Genomic DNA, 17,289 nt, shown 5'->3' with positions numbered 1-17,289 from the left:
ACTAAAAAGGTCCCAAACCTACATGTGCTTGCATATCCGGCCATCCTTCATGATCACACGGAAAGACTGCTCAGGCCTGCTAAGCAGCTGGAGGTCCTCTAGAGGATTTCCGTCGACCAACAGCAGGTCAGCCCATGCGCCCTTTTCAACCACACCAAGTTTGGCCGGGTATGGGTTGCGAGGTCCGGCTAATGCGCACAGCTCGCCATTCACACTGGTAGCCATCCGCAATACTTGCGCCGCGCCATACCAGCGGCTCATCTTTGCCAATTGCGCACCCTGCCTGGTCGCCAACCTGGCGTCAAACAACGTGTCGGTTCCCCAGGCCGTCTTAATGCCGAACCGTTGCGCCATCTCGTACGCCTTGTCGGTTCCGGCAATCATCGCAAGCTGCTTTTGTCGCTGCAAGGGCGACTGTGTCGGAACAGCATCTTCGTCGTCCAGAAAGGGCTGGAGGCTCCACCAGGCTCCCATATCCGCGATTCGGCGGGCGGTATCCTCGTCGATAAGTTGCCCGTGTTCGACACACCGCACGCCCGCATCCAAAGCCATGCCCACCGCGCGCGACGTATAAGCGTGCACGGTGACGTAGGTCCCCCAGTTCTCAGCAGCCGTTACCGCTGCTTTAAGTTCCTCTATTGAGCCTTCAGTGACATCCAGCCCATCGTACGAGGACATAACTCCGCCACCCGCCATGTACTTCAACTGCGAAGCGCCGCGCATCAGTTGCTCCCGCGCCCTCATCAGGACTTGGTCCGTGCCGTCGACAATGGCGGTGACGCCGACTCTTTCGGCATAGCTTAGGCCGCCTTCTGAAGACCGGGGTAGGTCAGATAGCATGCGGAAGTCGCCATGCCCGGATGTCTGGCTCAGGAATGCACCGGAGGGATAAATTCTTGGGCCCGGGGTCAAACCCTCGTCAACAGCACGCTTAAGCCCAAAGGCGGGGCCGCCCATATCGCGCACCGTCGTGAATCCGCGCATCAGCGTAGCTTCGGCCTCCACTACCGCGAGCGTATGAACATAGTTGAAATCCGCGGTCATAGCCATCAGCATGCTTGGGCGTGCAAGAATTGAGTGCCAGTGTGCATCAATGAGTCCCGGCATCAATACGCCGTCTTTGCCGTCGATCACCATGCACCCCTCTGGCAGCGGCAATGATTGCGGCTCGATCCCCGTGATCAAACGCCCCTGCACCATTACGCGCATGCCTGTCAAAAGCCCATCAGACTTTCCATCGAAAATCCGAACATTCACGAACGCCACGAGGTCGCTTGCTGCAGCGGCCTTAGACCCTGAGTTTGCATGAAGCACGGCGTCGGGAGAGCCGACGGGCTTCGTTCCGCCTGACGCGGGATGCGCTGCAGTACCTGCAACGGCGCCCGGCTGGTCGCGGACCTCATGAATGGCATATAAGGCGCTGATCCGTGCGGCAGCTGGGCTATGACAGCCGCAACTTACTTGGCTTAGACGATTGAAGGACCCGCTATCGACGTCAAACATGCAATGTTTCTCCTGTGTGTACTTGTTTGGGCGAGCCTATTGCCTCTGCCCTTCATCGATGCGTCCGAGTGCGAACGCTAGCGTAGCGGCGCCGGTCAAAGCTCCGGAGTATGCATCGACCAATGCGCTACGCGCCTCCAGCAGTCCGTTTGCCGCCTCGGTCGCTGCGGTGATCGTGCCAACGCCATGCTTATAGGCGGCGAGCGCGGCATCATATGTCACTAAAGCCGTATGTTCCAGGCTACTGGCTGCTTCATGCGCTTGCAGCGCGGTTTCCAGGCTGGTCGATGCGAGCACGATTTGCCGCATCGCTTCAATCTGCAGTTCCGATAGCGCTGCCCGTGAAGCATGCACTCGATCGCGTGCATCTTGCAGCCGTGAGCTGCGCAGCCCGCCGTCAAAAATTGGTACGCTGATTCCAACGATGACGCCGTTTGCATTGGACTGTCCGGCCAACACGGGCAGGCTGCCCACATCAAGATTTCGGTTTCCCGATGCGACGAATCCCGCCAGATACACCTTAGGGAGAAAGTCGGCTTCGGCAGCGTCCACCGACCGTTCCGCTGCCTTCAGGGCTGCGACGCTTGCCATCACGTCTGGCCGCGTCGCAAGCGCTCGTCGCAGGATCTCCTCGGTATAGCGAGTCGAAGCGTGCGGAAGCGTGCGACGTTGCATGCGGGCCACCTGTACCGTCATCGTCGGGTCAAGTCCGACGGCGGCCACCAGCGCTTGATACGCGCCGCGCTCGGATCCTTGCGCCGTCACAACCCGTAGGCGCCCCTGGGCGACGAGCTGACGTGCTTGCGCGAGCTCGACCGTCGTCGCCAACCCACCATCTCGCCTCGCCTCCACGGCTGCCAGCACAGCTTTACTGTTCTCCAGAGATTCCTCCGCATTATGACGGCGACTACGTGCTGCGTCGTACTCGTAATAGGCTGTCATGACGCTGTACAGCAGCTTTTGATGAGCGCCGTTATAGAGCAGGTTGGCACCTATCGATAAATTGGAAGCACTGTCGCGCTGCGCGCTACGCTGGCCAAAGTCGAACAATAACCACTGCAACGTCGCCAATGGCACCACGCCACTGGTACTAGCATTAAGGTCATAGCGTTGCCCAAAGATCGGAGGCAGCTCGTTGCGCGCCGACGTGCGGCCACCGACTACGTGCGCGGACAACATGGGCAAGAACGTAGCTTCCGCGATGCCAACAGCCGACGCTGCCTGACGCGCCTGGCTCCAAGCCAGCCTGGTCTCCGGGCTATTGCGTTGCGCGATATCAATCAACGCGGGTAGGTCGAGCTCAGCGTCGGCGGCGGGCAAATCGGATAGACCAACGTGGGCACCGCCATCGCGCGTTGGGCCGGATGAGGCAAGTCGGCGCCAGTCCTCCGGAATGTCCAACGTCTGCCAAGAATAGTTCGCTGATGGTGGAGCTTGGACGGTGTGGTTTGATACACATCCTGCCAATGGCAGCGAAAGCACCAACGCCGGCAAACCGTGCCGTTTAACCCGTAGGATGAAGGTCGAAAGTTCTTTCATCTCACCGTCCGCCAATGAGTTGGCTAAGATGACCGACGCTGCCGCGCTCGAACGTCGACGCTGCCCTCCAGGTTGGATAGAAGGATTCCGTCTTGAGGGCCTGCGCCAGCGTCTCCAGGCGCGCAGCAAGGCGTTCATCCGGAATGCTGGTTTCCACGAGCAGTCGCGCGCACAGCGCTTGAATTGATTGCGTGATGGCGATCAGGCTTCTGAAATGATGCCGATCCAACCGGATCCCCCGGGGTTCGAGCCGAGCGAGCCGCAGAGCCTCGCGCGCGCCAGCGAGGCGTTTGGCGATCGAACCGGCTTGAGCCACCATGGCATCGCGACCCTCGTCACCAACACGGGCCATCTGCGCAAGATCGCCAATAGCGTGCCCGAGCTCATTACGTACCCGGCGACCCACGCTGACGGGCCAAATCAGCGTAAACACAGCGTACAGCACAAAATTGCCAAGCAAGATTCCGATAACGCGGTCCATGGCCACCGACATATCTATATCCGGTCCAAATCCCTGCAAGAGCGTCATGAGGAAGGCCAGAGCAATCTGCACTCCCGCGTAAGAGATTCGTTCAGAGCCTACGGCCACCCAGGCCGCCAAAAAACTACCGGCAAACACTAGCACCACCAGGCCACCTATCGTGCTCATGTGCGGAATCACGAACAGTATGGAGGCGACGCCCATCGCAGCTCCAACCAGGCATCCGATGATGCGGAGCAAGAGTTTTTGGGTGGTTTCAGCGACGGACCCCAACGCTGCTACATAGCACGTGATCATGGCGGTATGTATATCCTGCCAGTCCAGCGCCGTGTATATGAGATAGCAAATCAGCGCCGCCAATGTCGTCTTGAGGGCGTAGCGCATGTGATCGGGATTTGTGAACGCGTCTGACGACAGAAATGGCTCGGCGGGTTGCGCCACCGGCTTAGCAGGCGATTGCGAGCAGACGGCTGACAGTGCGCTCCATACCCGTGAGGCAACCTCACTTGCCTGCTGGGGAACAACCACGCTCGGAGGCATCTGACCTGCGGCCAGCGCTCGCCCAACCTCTCGCGCCTGTGCAGCCAGCTCATGCTTGACGCTGGAGGGCTCTTTATCGGAGAACTCCAGAACGGCAAAGACCATCCTATAAGACTCTTGCAATGCAATGCCCAGACGCCGCGTTTCAGCGCGTCCTGCTAGCGCCAACGCCTTCAACATCCCCAAGCGCTTCATTGGCTCCGCCTGCCCCTCAGCCACCATTTCATGCAGGACTCGCCTAGCGTGATCACCCCCTTCCAAAAGGCATGCAATAGCCTGCATTCGACCACCGACCGTATCCCGAAGCAGCTGTAGTGGTCGCCTCCCGATCGTCACGCTGACCAGGAGAACCAGCCCCATCGGCATAGTCGCCATCAGCCATGCATACAGAATGCCCCGCGTCGCCGCTTCGCCGAACGGCACGTCGCTCAACAGAGTCATAGCAAACGCCAGCACTAGCGCAATGATGCCTCCCAAGGGGCCCAACTTGCTGGCCGAGGCCAAAAACAGCAAGAGCATTGATGAGACCGCAAGCGTCGCGATCCGCATGGACGGCATGGTCAAGGTAAGGTTGGTCAAGACGAGCAACACCACCACGACAATTGCGACCAAGAACGACAACGCGATTGCCAAAATCGAGCTCTCGGCGGCGTCCGGTTTCATCACGAAGAAAACGAGGTAGCAACTGATAGCCGACTCGGGGATGCCGTAGACCATGGCGACCATGGCAGTCAGCGCGCATACCAGAGCGATCCGCCATGTCGTGGCTAGCCTTCCCTCGAACGGGGCTAACAGGCCTGTCCAGTTGGATTCAGCAACGCTTTTCATGATCGACCATCACGACCGCCGAGGCGCCAACACGCATGAGGTCCGCAGGCGGGTCATAGAGCTTGATACGAACGGGGAATCGTTGGCCAACCCGCACCCAATTCAGGGACTTGGGGACGTACGGCAATCGGCGCGGCAGATTGATCAGATCCTCTTCGCTGACCCCCCAGCCTATCGACTCAACCACGCCCTTCAACGGTAAGCGGCGATCCGCAGCAACATATACAGTTGCGCAATCGCCCGGTTGGATTGCCGACAACTCGGTTTCGAGGAACGTAGCAGTGGCGTACCAGCGCGTAGAGTCGATCAACGAGAACGCTGATTGTCCAGGAATCATATAGTCCCCTTCGGTTATCGAGAGTCCCCCGACGAGACCATCGAACGGCGCCTTTACCTCGGTTTGCCGCAGCTGCCGCTCGGCAATAGCGAGTGCGGCGCGTCGTTCCTCCACCAATGCATGCGCCCCTTCTGCCGTTCCGACCAGCGCCTCCGCGGCTGCCAACTGCGCCAAGGCCTCCTTCAGGCTCGTTTGAGCATTGCGCTTCAGCGTCGCCGCCTCATCGACCTGCTGCACCGTGACATACCCCTTTGGCAATAGCGCGCTAAGCCGCTGCCAAGTTTGTGCCGACAACTCTGCATTGGCGCGAGCCCTTTCTACCTGCTCATGAGCGATAGCAACGTTGGACCGTTCGGCGAGAACGGAGCGGTCGCGTGCGCTCAGGGCGGCCTCGGCCATCTTCAAACCGGCCGCAGCTTGTTCGACTTGCAACTGATAGAACTCAGGTTCAATGGACAACAGAACCTGGCCACGGGCAACCAGGGCATTTTCGCGGACGTTCAGTTCGCTGACGCGCCCGGGCACCGCGGCTGCCACTCGAGCCACGTCAGTGGTGATCACAGCGTCTTCGGACAAAGGCTTGGCGGTGAGGCGCTTTACATATGCCCAACTCGCAGCCAAAGTGAGCGCAAAAATTCCCAAAGCAAGGATCAAAGCAATACGTCGTTTGCTATGGGTAGAAGATTTGATTTGCATGTCTAGCGGGAGAAGAACAATAGCGATGTGAGGAAGGCGAGGCCGACAGCCAAACAGATGTATACGGCGGCTCTGCAGGGCATGACCTCATCAATCTCCCAACGCACCAATAGAACGCGAATGATCGATGCACCCGTCACTCCGACGATCACGCAAAGGATCCATGCGGGGAAATAGGAGTCGAACACCGTCACATACGGAGCGCGATGCGATGCACACCCCGTTAAGAAGAAAACAGCGCACGCAATCCAGGTCAAACGCACACTGGCCATAAAGTTTTGCACCCTTCGACTACAGAATTAGCGTTAAGCACCGGCCACGTCAGCGCAGATGCGCCTCGTGAAGGTCTAGCAAACGCGCTTGTTCGCGCGCTAACGTGTCGGATATTCGGTGTGCCCTGGCCAAATGGAAGACGGCATCGCGCGAAGCTGAAATGGCGTCTAAACGCATCTCACGCTCTATCGCCGACTGCTTTGCCAGCTGTTCGGCAGACGCTCCCCCGGCATCTTCTCCAGACTGACGTCGCAACGTAGCTGTTAGGTTGTCAGCGAGCGACAGATATATCGCCGCGTTGTCGGGGTTTTCAGCTGCGCGTCGTTTAGCCCCTGTCGCCAAACTATCGAGCGCAGCCTGAAGCATCGTCTCCTGCGCCAAAGCCTCCTCGCGTTGAATACGGCTGTTGGCAGGGAAGTGAAGATCACGCATTAGGGCGGGAAGCGTCGCGTTGGCAAGCAACAGCGAAAACACGATCACCATCGCGGCGAGAGAAACAGCAAGGTCGCGCGCGGGAAAAGGCGCTCCACTGTCCAGCGCGAAGGGAAGTGTCATCACGCCCGCTAGGGTGACCGCGCCACGCACACCCGCCACCGACACCGCAAGAATGACCCGCGCACCGATCTCTGGAGGCTCGGTCCCACGACGCCGAGCCAGGGCGGCGTTTATCTTTAGCGAAGCCGTTACCCACAACAGTCTGCATAGAACTAAGCCAATGCAAACCACTAGTCCATATACGGGCAACCAATAGACGGAATGCCCGCCGCTTTCGCGCGCGGCTCGGGATAGACCGTCCAAGATGGTGGGGAACTGCTCTCCGAGCAACACAAACATCATGCCATTTAGCGTGAATTGCACCATGTCCCAAACCGCTCGCCTCTCCATGCGGGTCGCGGCCAGGGCCCGCCCGGACAGTTCAGAGTAGCTCATCATGATGCCAGCAGCGACCGCAGCGAGAATGCCCGAAGCACCGATTTTTTCGGTCACAAAGTAGACGAAGAATGGAGTCAGCAGGCTCAACAGCACTTCAGCGCCCGGGTCCTCTCCTAACCTGCTTGTCAGAAAGGTCTTCGTGCGCATGACAAGCCACGTTATTCCGGCACCCGCGGCCAAGCCAGCCACAGAAACCCACACGAACGACAGTGCTGCGTTTGACAATGAGAATGTTCCCGTTGCCGCAGCGGCCACCGCAAAACGAAACGCCACGAGGCCACTGGCATCGTTAAATAAGGATTCCCCTTCAAGGATGGCCATCATGCGGCGGGGTATGTGCACTCGTCGCGAAATAGCCTCCACGGCCACCGGATCGGTGGGCGAGACGATGGCCGCAATGGCAAAAGCCACCGGCAACGGAACGGCCGGAATCATCCAGTGGATTAGATAACCCACGCCTATCACGGTCAAAAAGACCAGGCCGAAGGCTAGCTGGATGATCGACGATGACTCGCGCAGCACAGCGAGCTTAGATACCCGCCAGCCGTCCAGAAAAAGAAGCGGAGGCAGAAATAGAAGGAAGAAAATGTCCGGCTCGATCAGGACGCCCCGCTGAAACACGGCCGAAATCAGGAATCCGAGAGCAATTTGCACAAACGGCAAAGGTATCGGAATTGGAGACAACCTCGCGAGCCCACCGCTCAGCAAGACGGCGACCAGCATCGCCACAACAACAGTAAACGTCTCCAACTTCCACTCCAGGTGAATCGAATGCCAAAAAGGCCCGGCTGCGACGTTACCTTCGTGCGCCGCGATACGCAATACAACTGTTGTAATGGGGCATCGCTGGACCGGCGCTGCATTGCTACGCTTCTGGCTAATGATCGTGTCCGATTTTCCCGGCACAACAGTAGAATGGTTAGGACAGCCACATCATTGAGAGAAGCATGAGTAACATTCTTCAAATTTTGCGCCCTGCCTTCGGGCTCGCAATTGTTTCAGCGCTCGCCGTAATGCCGGTAGTTTCGACTGCCTCCGAAGCGCTGCCTCCGTTGATGGAGGTACCCGCTGGAAATTTTGTGGCGTGGAGGGCGCCCGCAACTGGCTTCATAAAGTACGAATGCCGCCGACCGTTTGGCCATGAATCAATACCCGCGTGGGGTATCGCAAGCGCTGAGGCTCGTCTTGGGGATGGAGGTAAGCCTGAGGAGGGCACATACAGGGCGCATCCCGAGTCTTGGCATGCCTTGGACGGGTCGTCTTTTACGGGAATGGAAGTCGTGCGGGCCGCTACCGGTTCCGACCGCCTGTATGATCAACTCGTTATGGCTGGCCCGAGCCCCGTTGCAGGCCTACTCTCGGGAGTGACATATGTGCAACGGCTAGTAAGCGCCGGTGGTGCGGCACCGGGCAGGCCGTGCCAAAAGTCCAGTTTAGGTGAGCGAGCATCGGTGGCGTTTCAAGCGGAATTCGTCTTCTGGAAGGCGAATTAGGTCCCGCACTGGGTACGGGCGATACTTGAAATAGAGTTTCCTGGGTGAACCGGCTCAAGCCGCGGAAGGCGGTTCATTCAACCACCTCTTGCACACCGTCGATAACAAACTGCACTCCCATGCAGACAAGTAGAAAACCCATAATCCGCGCAATTGCTTCAACACCTGCTTCACCGATAAAGCGTACCAACTGCGCAGAAAACCGGAGGCAGAGCCAGAATAGAATTCCCAGCAACAGCGCGACAATGACCGGGGCCGCCAACCTAACCCAGTCGGCGTACGCGCCGGTGTGGCCGTGATATTTTGATGCCAAGCTAATGATCATTGCGATGGTCCCTGGCCCAGCGGTTCCCGGCATTGCGAGAGGTACAAAAGCTATGTTGGGCGGCTTCGCTCCGTTCCCGCTAACCGCGTTATCGACCTCGGCCACCGAAGGCGGTGCCGCCGACGGAAACAGCATGTTAAAGCCCAAGAACGCCACAATAAGGCCACCGGCGATTCGCATCCCTGGAATTGAGATGCCGAAAGAGTGCATTATCCAAGAGCCTGCGTAGTACACCACCAACATAATCGCAACTACGTATATCGCTGCGGCTCTTACTTGACGTGCGCGTTCGCGCCTGGGAATTCGATCTCCCAGTGCTAGAAGCAACGACATAGAAGTTAAAGGGTTCGCCAGCGGGAGCATGAGCGCGAGTCCAACCGATACCAATTTCGCCAGCGTAAGAAGATCTGCTATCACAGTTGAATTTCCTTGTTTCCTTGCTCCAACATCGAAGCAGCGATTCGGTATCGCGACAGGCCAAAGTGAGCGATTACCCAACGGCAACGATTTGCGGGCGTCGGCCGCTGACCCTAATCGCGGTGCTAGTCCATTGCGAGCACCCGACTGCTAACGGCGAGTGTTGAGGACGATAAATTGAACTAGGCGTGGAGCGGCGCGCCACCTTAACACGAATGGTCGATCCTCAGGCTCCGCCTGACCCTCGCGGCTCTTGTCCGTTTGCAAGGCAACCGGTGAGCTAGGTTCACGCATCGCTTCTGGTAGGCGAGGCAGGGCTACGTTCTCGGCGGGATCCATGCGCTTCGGCATTAACGCGGGTAAATTCGGCACCCAACAGAAACACCTGGGCCGCGTAATAAACCCAGATCAGCACGATCACCAGGGATCCCGCCGCAGCGTACGAGGAGGCGACGGAAGCCTTAGCCATGTACAGGCCGATCAGAAACTTCCCGATTTCGAACATAACGCCGGTGACGAACGCCCCTGCCCAAACGTCTCGCCAAGCGACGGGGACTTGAGGCATAAACCGGTAGATCATCCCAAAAAGCAGGGTGAGGATGCCCAACGTAATTGCTGCGTTAACCGCTTGGAGCAGCATCCCCCAGCCGGGGATGTCGCCGCCCAGCCAACTGCCCAGTGCTGCCAGCACTGTGCTGACGACAAGCGAGACGACCAATAAAAACGCCAATGTCAAAATCAGGCCAAAGGAAAGAGGACGCGCGCGGATCAGGGCCCAAATGCCGGACTGCTTCTGGGCGTTGACCTTCCAGATGCGGTCCAGCGCGCTTTGTAGTTCCGAAAACACTGTCGTCGCCCCGACCGCCAACATCACGAGGCTGATGACCGTGGCAGCAATGCCCTGCGCGGGCTCTTGCGCACCCAATACGACACTTTCTACCGCCTTCCCGCCCTCAGGGCCGACCAAGGCGCTGACTTGGTCTAACAACTGTCCCTGCGCGGCTTCGCGGCCCCAAAAGAACCCTGCGATTCCGATCACGATAATAAGGAGTGGCGCCAGCGAGAAAACCGTGTAGAACGCGATGGCGGCACCCATGCTGGGTGCGTAGTCGTCCAGCCAGTTCGTCACCGTTTGTTTGACTAACGCATAGAATTCTTTGATAGCCATTTTCGCACTCCCAGCGCATGGAGGGACGTAGCAAGTGGCGTGCCACCTCGTACCCAGCGCCGCGTGGCAGGAATACGAGAAGCCGAAGGGGCGAAGACGTTGGGAAATAGTTCGTTTACTGGGATCCACCGGCGGATACCCAAACCCGTGTGGATGAGCGCTAGCGCGACTGATCGGCATGCTCCGCTTGGCCCATGGACGGTCGCCGTTCATCTGGTGCATGAACGACCGCTCTTGGCCGATTCTGTTGAAAAACTCGCGGCCGTCTCCGTCGTCTGGCAGAATTTGCAAAGCGCCAACGAGTTCGGAGAGCACCGACATGATGGGTCATCAAGCGAGCGGGCAAGAGCGGTTGTTCTACGCTTTCAACCTTGAAGACGTCGTTCCGCGGACCCATCTTCTTAGAGCCATCGATCGCTGTCTGGATCTGAAGGAACTCCACCAACACCTGGCGAAGCACTACAGCTATACGGGCCGTCCGTCCATTGATCCCGAACTTATGATCCGTATGCTGATCGTTGGGTATTGCTACGGCATCCGCTCCGAGCGTCGTCTGTGCGAAGAGGTTCAACTGAATCTTGCATATCGATGGTTCTGTCGTCTCGGCCTCGAGGATGCAGTGCCCGATCACTCGACCTTCTCCAAGAACCGGCATGGACGTTTCCGCGCCAGCGATACCTTCCGCTGGTTGTTCGATGAAGTGGTCCGTCGTTGCATGGCTGCGGGCCTAGTAAAAGGCGAAGGCTTCGCAGTCGATGCCAGCGTCGTGGCTGCTGATGCGAGCCGCCAGCGCGGTGTTCCTGCCAGTGAGGCCACCGACTGGTCGAACCCCGCACTCAGCACGCGTGCCGTGCGCGAGTATCTCCAAGCGCTCGACGACGAAGCGTTCGAACAAGCCGTTCCCCGGCGAATCTCGCTGACCGATCCGCAGTCACGGTGGACGGCCGCCCCTGGCGGTCCCGCATTCTTCGCTTATTCGACAAACTATCTGATCGATACCGAGCATGGCGTGATCCTCGACGTCGAAGCCACCCCTGCACATCGCACCGCAGAAGTGGACTCTACCAAGACGATGGTGGATCGCGTCGAGGAACGATTCGACAACATCCCTGATCGGCTCATCGGCGATACTGCTTACGGCACGGCTCCGATGCTGGCGTGGATGGTGCAAGACAAGGGGATAGAGCCGCACGTCCCCGTCTGGGACAGAACCCAGCGCAAGGACGACAGTCTATCGAGCAGCGACTTCGAATGGGATGGCGAGGCCAACGAATATCGTTGCCCCGAGGGGCATGCACTGCGCAGCGAGCGGCGCATGTTCAAGATCGAACGCACTCACATCACCAAGGCGGCCACCGTAATCTACCGAGCCAGCAAAACGGACTGCGGTAAGTGCGCGATGAAGCCGCAATGCTGCCCCAATACGCCGATGCGCAAGATCGCTCGCAGCATTCACGAGGATGCACGCGATGTAGCCAGGCGTATCGGCGCCACCGTGCAATACCAGCGCTCACGTCACGAACGAAAGAAAGTCGAGGTGCTGTTTGCACACCTCAAACGTATTTTGAAGATCGACCGCTTGCGGTTGCGCGGACTTACTGGTGCAGCAGACGAATTCACGCTTGCAGCAGCCGTTCAGAACCTACGTCGTCTTGCGATGCTTACCTCTCCGGGGCCACCGGTTCAGGGCACAGGTGCGCCCAGTTGAGGCGAAACCCACCGATTAACAAGGCAACCGGGCATCAGTACCCGGTTCCAATCGAAAAAATGGCGAAAGCCGCCAGATCATCGGCCTTGTAAGCGCGACCAATCGCGACGAGCAATCGAGTTTTTCAACAGAATCGGCCGAAAGCTGTCTCCCCCTGGGTTCCAGCCACCCGCGTTTTTTTGATGTGAAGGAAAGAGCCCTCGAATGTCCAATTGAAAACGGCGCTTGAATGGAATGCATCGCGTTCCCTATTTAGAGTGGTGGTCCATTGCTGCGGGCGCCTTGTGCGGACGCCATGGACGGGTAGATTCCAAGCCGATGTCCAACGCCGCCGTTTTCTCCTCCAGCCGGTTCACGGCGCCGGACAGCTTTGCGGCATTCTCGGTATAGATTTCCGTGTGAAAGCGGGCCCGGGAAATTGCCACGTAGTAGACGTCGCGCTGCGTGGTGCGGCTAAAACTCTCGCAGTTGATCAGCGCGCGATCGCAGGTCAGTCCCTGCGCGCTGTGGCTCGTGGACGCGTAGGCCCGATCTAGATGCAGCGGCGCTGTTGCCGCGTTCATCGTGATTCGTCGGCCGTTGCCGCCGATGGTGACCGTCGTGGGCGTGACGGCGAGCACCTCAAAGCGATCACCGTTGGCCAAATCGAGAGCCGCGTTGTGCCTCGTCGCCCGAACCCAATCGCCGGCGGATAATTCTGCCTTGACTGGTTCATAGACTGACAACTTGGCGGCACGCGCAGGATTGAAGGTGGTCCGGACCTTGGTTTCCATATGCTCAACGAGCAGGTCATTCGGCTTTCCGGCAAGCGCGCCAATAACGCGGTACATCTCGCCCAGCCGCAAATTTCCGGTTTTGTAGTCCCGTTCCGGCTGCACAATATCCCCAGCGATGAAGTACTTGGCCACGCGCCGTTCTGCCTGCGTAGTGTCACGTCGGGTAAGCATCTTGAATTCAAAGCCGCGACCGCCCAGGCCGAGCGCCTGGTGAGTAGCCTCGTTCAATGCATTCCGCGAATCGTTCGTGCCGGTCACGATGAGCGTTTCCCGCCGCTCATCTTCGTGCAGCGTTGCGTATCGCGTCGCTATCGCGTCATATCGTTCGCCGTCGTCCTTGATGGTGTGCACGGCTTTTAGCTTCTCATCTAACACGCCAAGGGAGGCCGACGCCTGACCCTTCGCCGCTAGTTCCACTGCAGCCTTCAATTCAGGCGATTTCTGCCGAATGATGTCGCCCATTAGGGCCGTCTCCATGCCAGCGACCTGCAACTGGTGAAATGGGCGGCCAGCCTCGATGGCCTTTGTTTGGCCCGTGTCGCCCAGCATGACGATGCGTGCGCCGTCAGCCTCGGCCATTTTCATAAGGCGTTCCATGAGGCGGGCTGGAACCACGCCCGCCTCATCGATGACCAGGACGGTTTTCTGGTCGAGCTTGAAGCGGTCTTTCTGACGTGCCTCCAGAACAGACGCCACGGTCCTGGATTCCATTCCGAGTTCCCGCAGGGCCTCGATCTGCTTGCCATAGGACGCTACGGCCTGGACCTTGAAGCCAGCTGCTTCAGCGGCCTCCTTGACCTGGGCCAGCATGTGCGACTTGCCGGTCCCCGCCAGGCCTTGGACGCCAATGAATCGGTGTGGCGTGCTCAGGATCAGGTTGGCGGCCGCCAGCTGGCCTGGCTTCAGCGAGCGGCCAGCCATAGCGCCTTGGGCTGGTTGAATATCCAAGATTGGGGCGACCTGGTCACGCCCCTCTCGCTCGATCTGAAGGATTCGCTTTTCGCGCTCCCGAGCCACCTGCGTGGTGTACCTTGCGCCGGTCGGAACAAGCTCGCCGCGAGCAATCGAAATTCGGATGTTCTCTTCTGCGTGCTTTTTGCTCATTCCACCGACGACGAGGGTGGCAATCAAGTCCGACCGTGATTCGCCGGCGCCGTCTATGTCCTTCGCGTGCCGGTACTGAATCGTCCCAAGGATAAGATGGCCTTTATCAAGTGAGCGCTTGACGGCAGATTTGAGGTGGCCCAGCTTTATGCCCATGCCGTGCGAACGGCGCAGCGCGGTCTTGAGCATCTCTTTTCCGTCCATCACGGATTCGCGCTCGGTGTGGTGCTCGATCGCCCACCGAAGGCACTCGTCGGCAATCAGAGCAGCCGCCTCCGGCGTCAATTCCCGACGGGGTGGCTTGCCGCTTTCCAATTCGGCATCCTTTTCCAGTGGTTGCTTTGCTCCATTAAAATCAATGCCGAGCTCAGTCGCCTGTCGTTCCCAGTCACGCTGAAGCTCTTCGCGAGAAATTTCGGGTGCCTTGTCCAGGCGAGTCTTGAGGGCGATAGTTTGCTTGAGCGCTCTGCTCGCAGATTCGCGCGTTTCTCCCAATGCCGCCAGCTCTGCATTGATGCCTTGCGAACGCTTGGAGAATCCTTCGATGTGGTCCCGAGAGATATGTGCGAGTTCAAAGCTCTTGCCCTCGTAGCGAATTTGATGGCCGGAGTTCTCCAGGCCGCTGGCCAGCTCGGCGTGATACACCGATTCCATCATCGACTTCAAACGATAAATTTCGTCGTTCGATATGGCGACCCAGCGCCCATCGGCGCGTTGGGTGAGGTTCATCAACAGTGCGTGGGTGTGCAGCTGGGGATCCGAATAGGCACCATCGGTGGGCCTGGCCGTCTCGTGCCGAAACTTCGCGATCACCGCGTTGCCTGTGCGCTCCGTAGTCGTAATCCCCTTTTCAGTTTGACGCGCGCGCAACAACTCATGTTCCAGAAATTCCAGCGCCTTGGTCACCGCGTAGTCGTGGGCCTCGATGACTGACGGATCCTTGCCGGCCAGCGCCTGGATGCTGACGCTCTTAGGCGGAGAGAACGTCATATCCAGTGCCGCACGTGCCTCAGCATCCAACCTGATAGAACGCGATAGTTTGACGTCTGGACCAAAGTCACCGCGCAGCGCACGCAGAAATTCCTCCTGTTGAACCGCGCCGGTAAGCCCTAGTGCGTCGGCCGCCTTGCCTTGCCATCGCGCGGCCGTGCCATCGCGACTGTAGTAATCGTCTTTCTGGTCCGCGTAGTAATGCGACGCCTTTGTGGCGGCGCTCCGATGGATCGATTTCAAAGAGATCATTAGATTTCCGAGACGCGCGGAACCGCCATGGAAGATGGCGGTCCGGCGTGAAATGGTTATGCGGCCGTGGTCGGATCTTCGGGCAGGCCGACGTCGGTCCAGGGCTGCGGCTGGGAAACATTCCCGTGCGCGACTTGATGTGCGCTCTTGCGCTTGGCCTCGACAAAGGCTGCATTGCGAACGGCGTAGGTGCGTGGCTCGAGCACGAATTTGGCGATCGGCCGATCTCCCGCGAATGCTATCCAGCCGGTCAGGTTTGGAAGGGTCTGCACTTGAGCTGGAGTCACCACGCGTTCCGTGGAACGAACCATGCGTTCGCTGGTGTTCCGAGCACTACCGGGATTGCGGCTGTCGGTATATTCGGGCCGTGCAACCTCATGCTCTCCTAAGGCTAGAGACATCGCTTCGGCGGTTTCGGAGTCTGTCTTCGAGCCGCCCAGGACCACCAAGGATCGGAAGCTGGCCCGCAGTGTAGTTGCCATCTCCCGGCCATAAATTTCCGTTAACTGCGAGACTGATTGCAAGTTTGCGATTACTCGGACCCCATGCTTGCGTCCTTTGGTGAGGACGTCCTGGAGCGATGCCAACTTTTCCAAAGAAGCGAGTTCTTCCAGGTTCATCCACCAGGCCGTCGCCTCACTTTCCGGCAATGACAAAACCGACGAACCGAACACGTCTACCCAGGCAGAAACCAGGGGCTTCATGGCCTCCTTCATATCCTCGCGCCACGTGATATACAGCGATCCTGTGCCGTTCTCCATCCAGTCACGAATGCTGAACTTTCCATCAGGCATGCTCATGTGCTCCGCCAGATACTTCGAAAGCACGAAGCGAGCACTGGTCAGTGCTTTGCTGGCTTCCGTAGAGCCCGCGAACAAGGATTCGGCCAGCGTCCCGGCGAGGAAGGTTCGTAGGTCTTTGTCGGACGCAATCGTGGTCCATCGGAATAGCTCCTCGACGGACGGCGTTCCTAGCTCGTAGAGTTTTCGTGCCGTTTCCCGCAACAGCAGGCGCCCATATCCATTCCATTCTTCCGCATTGGCGTCTGTACCCAATGGAACGATGGAAAGCGCTAGTCGCTTCCAGTCGTAGTCCGCGCGAACCTCGTTGAAAAACGACCATCCCTCTGTCCGCTGATCATAGGGGTTCAGTATCACGTCTCCTGCCTGGCCAAACCTGCTGTAAAACACCCCGTCTGGGTCGACGATGATCGCGCGATCGGCGCGTTTGAGCGTGGACAGCAACGTGCCCCCCAGTAACACAGACTTGCCACTACCAGTGGCTCCGGCTACTAGTAAGTGCAGGTTCTCAATGTCGGTGGGCATCGGCACGCCTGCCACATCGATCTGCTGCTTACCCCGCTCCCTACATAGTTTGCGAAGGGCTTTGATCGGTACAGCTTCTGTGCCGCGGATGTGGATCTTGTAGCCAGCGCCGTCGAAGCCCGCTTTAGTGGCGTGCCGTTTAAGCGTAAGCGCCACTGCAAGGGCGATGACGAAGCCCAAGATCGGCGCGACGATCAGAGCGGTGTAGTCCGGCGTGGAAACGACCCAGTGAGACAGCACTAACCAGGTGATGTGCGAGAACGGAATGCCTGACATGAGCTTGGCAGTGAGCAGCCATGCTGAAAGCGGAAGGAACAAGATTGCGAACTTGACGATTCGCCGGCGTATGTCGGGTGCCATGAAAGTCCTTTGGGAAAATGAATAAGGCGCCCCGGGGGCGCCGTTGACTTTGGGCCTGCGGGGGCTAGTGGTGAAGTGCGAGGGCCACCAACGCCCCGCCGAACCCGCTTCCGATGAGCGCGCATACCCCGCAAAGCACGCCAGCTCGCCACGCGGCTGCGGGCAATGCTCGGGTTGCAACGCGCGTCGCGATACGTGCATCTGAGGTCGACTTTGCCAGTGTGCGGCTTGCCTCAAGAAG

At 58.7% G+C, this 17,289-nt stretch carries 12 protein-coding genes; 2 read left to right on the top strand and 10 right to left on the bottom strand.

Annotated elements, in window-relative coordinates:
- Positions 1-18: 18 nt before the first annotated feature.
- From ASD71_RS03995 to ASD71_RS03970, 6 genes are read right to left on the bottom strand one after another with little or no spacing between them, the layout of a single operon-like run.
- On the bottom strand, positions 19-1,503 hold the full coding sequence (locus ASD71_RS03995) for an amidohydrolase family protein (protein WP_056560085.1): 1,485 nt from the start codon (positions 1,501-1,503) through the stop codon (positions 19-21).
- A gap of 36 nt (positions 1,504-1,539) precedes the next feature.
- The gene (locus tag ASD71_RS03990) at positions 1,540-3,042 is read right to left on the bottom strand and encodes a TolC family protein (protein WP_156395071.1); all 1,503 of its coding nucleotides are present in this window, start codon (positions 3,040-3,042) and stop codon (positions 1,540-1,542) included.
- Position 3,043: 1 nt separating this feature from the next.
- Complete coding sequence (locus ASD71_RS03985) at positions 3,044-4,891, bottom strand: FUSC family protein (protein ID WP_082578779.1); 1,848 nt, start codon at positions 4,889-4,891, stop codon at positions 3,044-3,046.
- Positions 4,875-5,924, bottom strand: coding sequence for a multidrug transporter subunit MdtN (mdtN, locus tag ASD71_RS03980; protein WP_056560082.1), 1,050 nt, complete (start codon positions 5,922-5,924; stop codon positions 4,875-4,877). Before mdtN ends, ASD71_RS03985 begins: the two co-directional genes overlap by 17 nt.
- A gap of 2 nt (positions 5,925-5,926) precedes the next feature.
- Complete coding sequence (locus ASD71_RS03975) at positions 5,927-6,196, bottom strand: YtcA family lipoprotein (RefSeq protein ID WP_056560081.1); 270 nt, start codon at positions 6,194-6,196, stop codon at positions 5,927-5,929.
- Positions 6,197-6,245: 49 nt separating this feature from the next.
- On the bottom strand, positions 6,246-7,880 hold the full coding sequence (locus tag ASD71_RS03970) for a Na+/H+ antiporter (RefSeq protein WP_056560079.1): 1,635 nt from the start codon (positions 7,878-7,880) through the stop codon (positions 6,246-6,248).
- 197 nt (positions 7,881-8,077) lie between these two features.
- Between ASD71_RS03970 and ASD71_RS28585 the strand changes: the two genes are divergently transcribed.
- Positions 8,078-8,623, top strand: coding sequence for a DUF3455 domain-containing protein (locus ASD71_RS28585; RefSeq protein WP_082578778.1), 546 nt, complete (start codon positions 8,078-8,080; stop codon positions 8,621-8,623).
- 73 nt (positions 8,624-8,696) lie between these two features.
- Here ASD71_RS28585 and ASD71_RS03965 read toward each other — a convergent pair whose 3' ends face one another.
- Together ASD71_RS03965 and ASD71_RS03960 are read right to left on the bottom strand one after the other, a co-directional pair.
- Entirely contained in the window at positions 8,697-9,365 is a 669-nt protein-coding gene (locus ASD71_RS03965; RefSeq protein WP_056560077.1) for a MarC family NAAT transporter, read from the bottom strand.
- Positions 9,366-9,651: 286 nt separating this feature from the next.
- A complete protein-coding gene (locus tag ASD71_RS03960; protein ID WP_056560075.1) occupies positions 9,652-10,533 on the bottom strand; it encodes a YihY/virulence factor BrkB family protein in 882 nt (293 codons plus the stop codon).
- A gap of 319 nt (positions 10,534-10,852) precedes the next feature.
- Between ASD71_RS03960 and ASD71_RS03955 the strand changes: the two genes are divergently transcribed.
- Entirely contained in the window at positions 10,853-12,241 is a 1,389-nt protein-coding gene (locus ASD71_RS03955; protein ID WP_056560074.1) for an IS1182 family transposase, read from the top strand.
- Between the two features lie 248 nt (positions 12,242-12,489).
- Here the strand turns inward: ASD71_RS03955 and mobF are convergent, their stop codons facing one another.
- Together mobF and ASD71_RS03945 are read right to left on the bottom strand one after the other, a co-directional pair.
- Positions 12,490-15,363 carry a MobF family relaxase gene (mobF, locus tag ASD71_RS03950; protein WP_056560073.1) on the bottom strand — a complete coding sequence of 958 codons (2,874 nt, stop codon included), beginning with the start codon at positions 15,361-15,363 and terminating at the stop codon, positions 12,490-12,492.
- 56 nt (positions 15,364-15,419) lie between these two features.
- Positions 15,420-17,048, bottom strand: coding sequence for a type IV secretion system DNA-binding domain-containing protein (locus ASD71_RS03945; RefSeq protein ID WP_056560072.1), 1,629 nt, complete (start codon positions 17,046-17,048; stop codon positions 15,420-15,422).
- Between the last annotated feature and the right edge of the window lie 241 nt (positions 17,049-17,289).

Source organism: Achromobacter sp. Root565 (genome assembly GCF_001427425.1).
Lineage (GTDB): Bacteria > Pseudomonadota > Gammaproteobacteria > Burkholderiales > Burkholderiaceae_B > Achromobacter > Achromobacter spanius_D.
Note: the sequence above shows the minus strand (reverse complement) of the source record. Positions and strands in the feature narration are given on the sequence as shown.

Excerpts from the sequence above, each read along its gene's own strand:
- ASD71_RS03955 (WP_056560074.1), top strand. The coding sequence starts at position 10,853 with ATGATGGGTCATCAAGCGAGCGGGCAAGAGCGGTTGTTCTACGCTTTC.
- ASD71_RS03945 (WP_056560072.1), bottom strand. The coding sequence starts at position 17,048 with ATGGCACCCGACATACGCCGGCGAATCGTCAAGTTCGCAATCTTGTTC.
- ASD71_RS03960 (WP_056560075.1), bottom strand. The coding sequence starts at position 10,533 with ATGGCTATCAAAGAATTCTATGCGTTAGTCAAACAAACGGTGACGAAC.
- ASD71_RS03995 (WP_056560085.1), bottom strand. The coding sequence starts at position 1,503 with ATGTTTGACGTCGATAGCGGGTCCTTCAATCGTCTAAGCCAAGTAAGT.
- ASD71_RS03975 (WP_056560081.1), bottom strand. The coding sequence starts at position 6,196 with ATGGCCAGTGTGCGTTTGACCTGGATTGCGTGCGCTGTTTTCTTCTTA.
- ASD71_RS28585 (WP_082578778.1), top strand. The coding sequence starts at position 8,078 with ATGAGTAACATTCTTCAAATTTTGCGCCCTGCCTTCGGGCTCGCAATT.
- ASD71_RS03985 (WP_082578779.1), bottom strand. The coding sequence starts at position 4,891 with ATGAAAAGCGTTGCTGAATCCAACTGGACAGGCCTGTTAGCCCCGTTC.
- mobF (WP_056560073.1), bottom strand. The coding sequence starts at position 15,363 with ATGATCTCTTTGAAATCGATCCATCGGAGCGCCGCCACAAAGGCGTCG.
- mdtN (WP_056560082.1), bottom strand. The coding sequence starts at position 5,924 with ATGCAAATCAAATCTTCTACCCATAGCAAACGACGTATTGCTTTGATC.
- ASD71_RS03990 (WP_156395071.1), bottom strand. The coding sequence starts at position 3,042 with ATGAAAGAACTTTCGACCTTCATCCTACGGGTTAAACGGCACGGTTTG.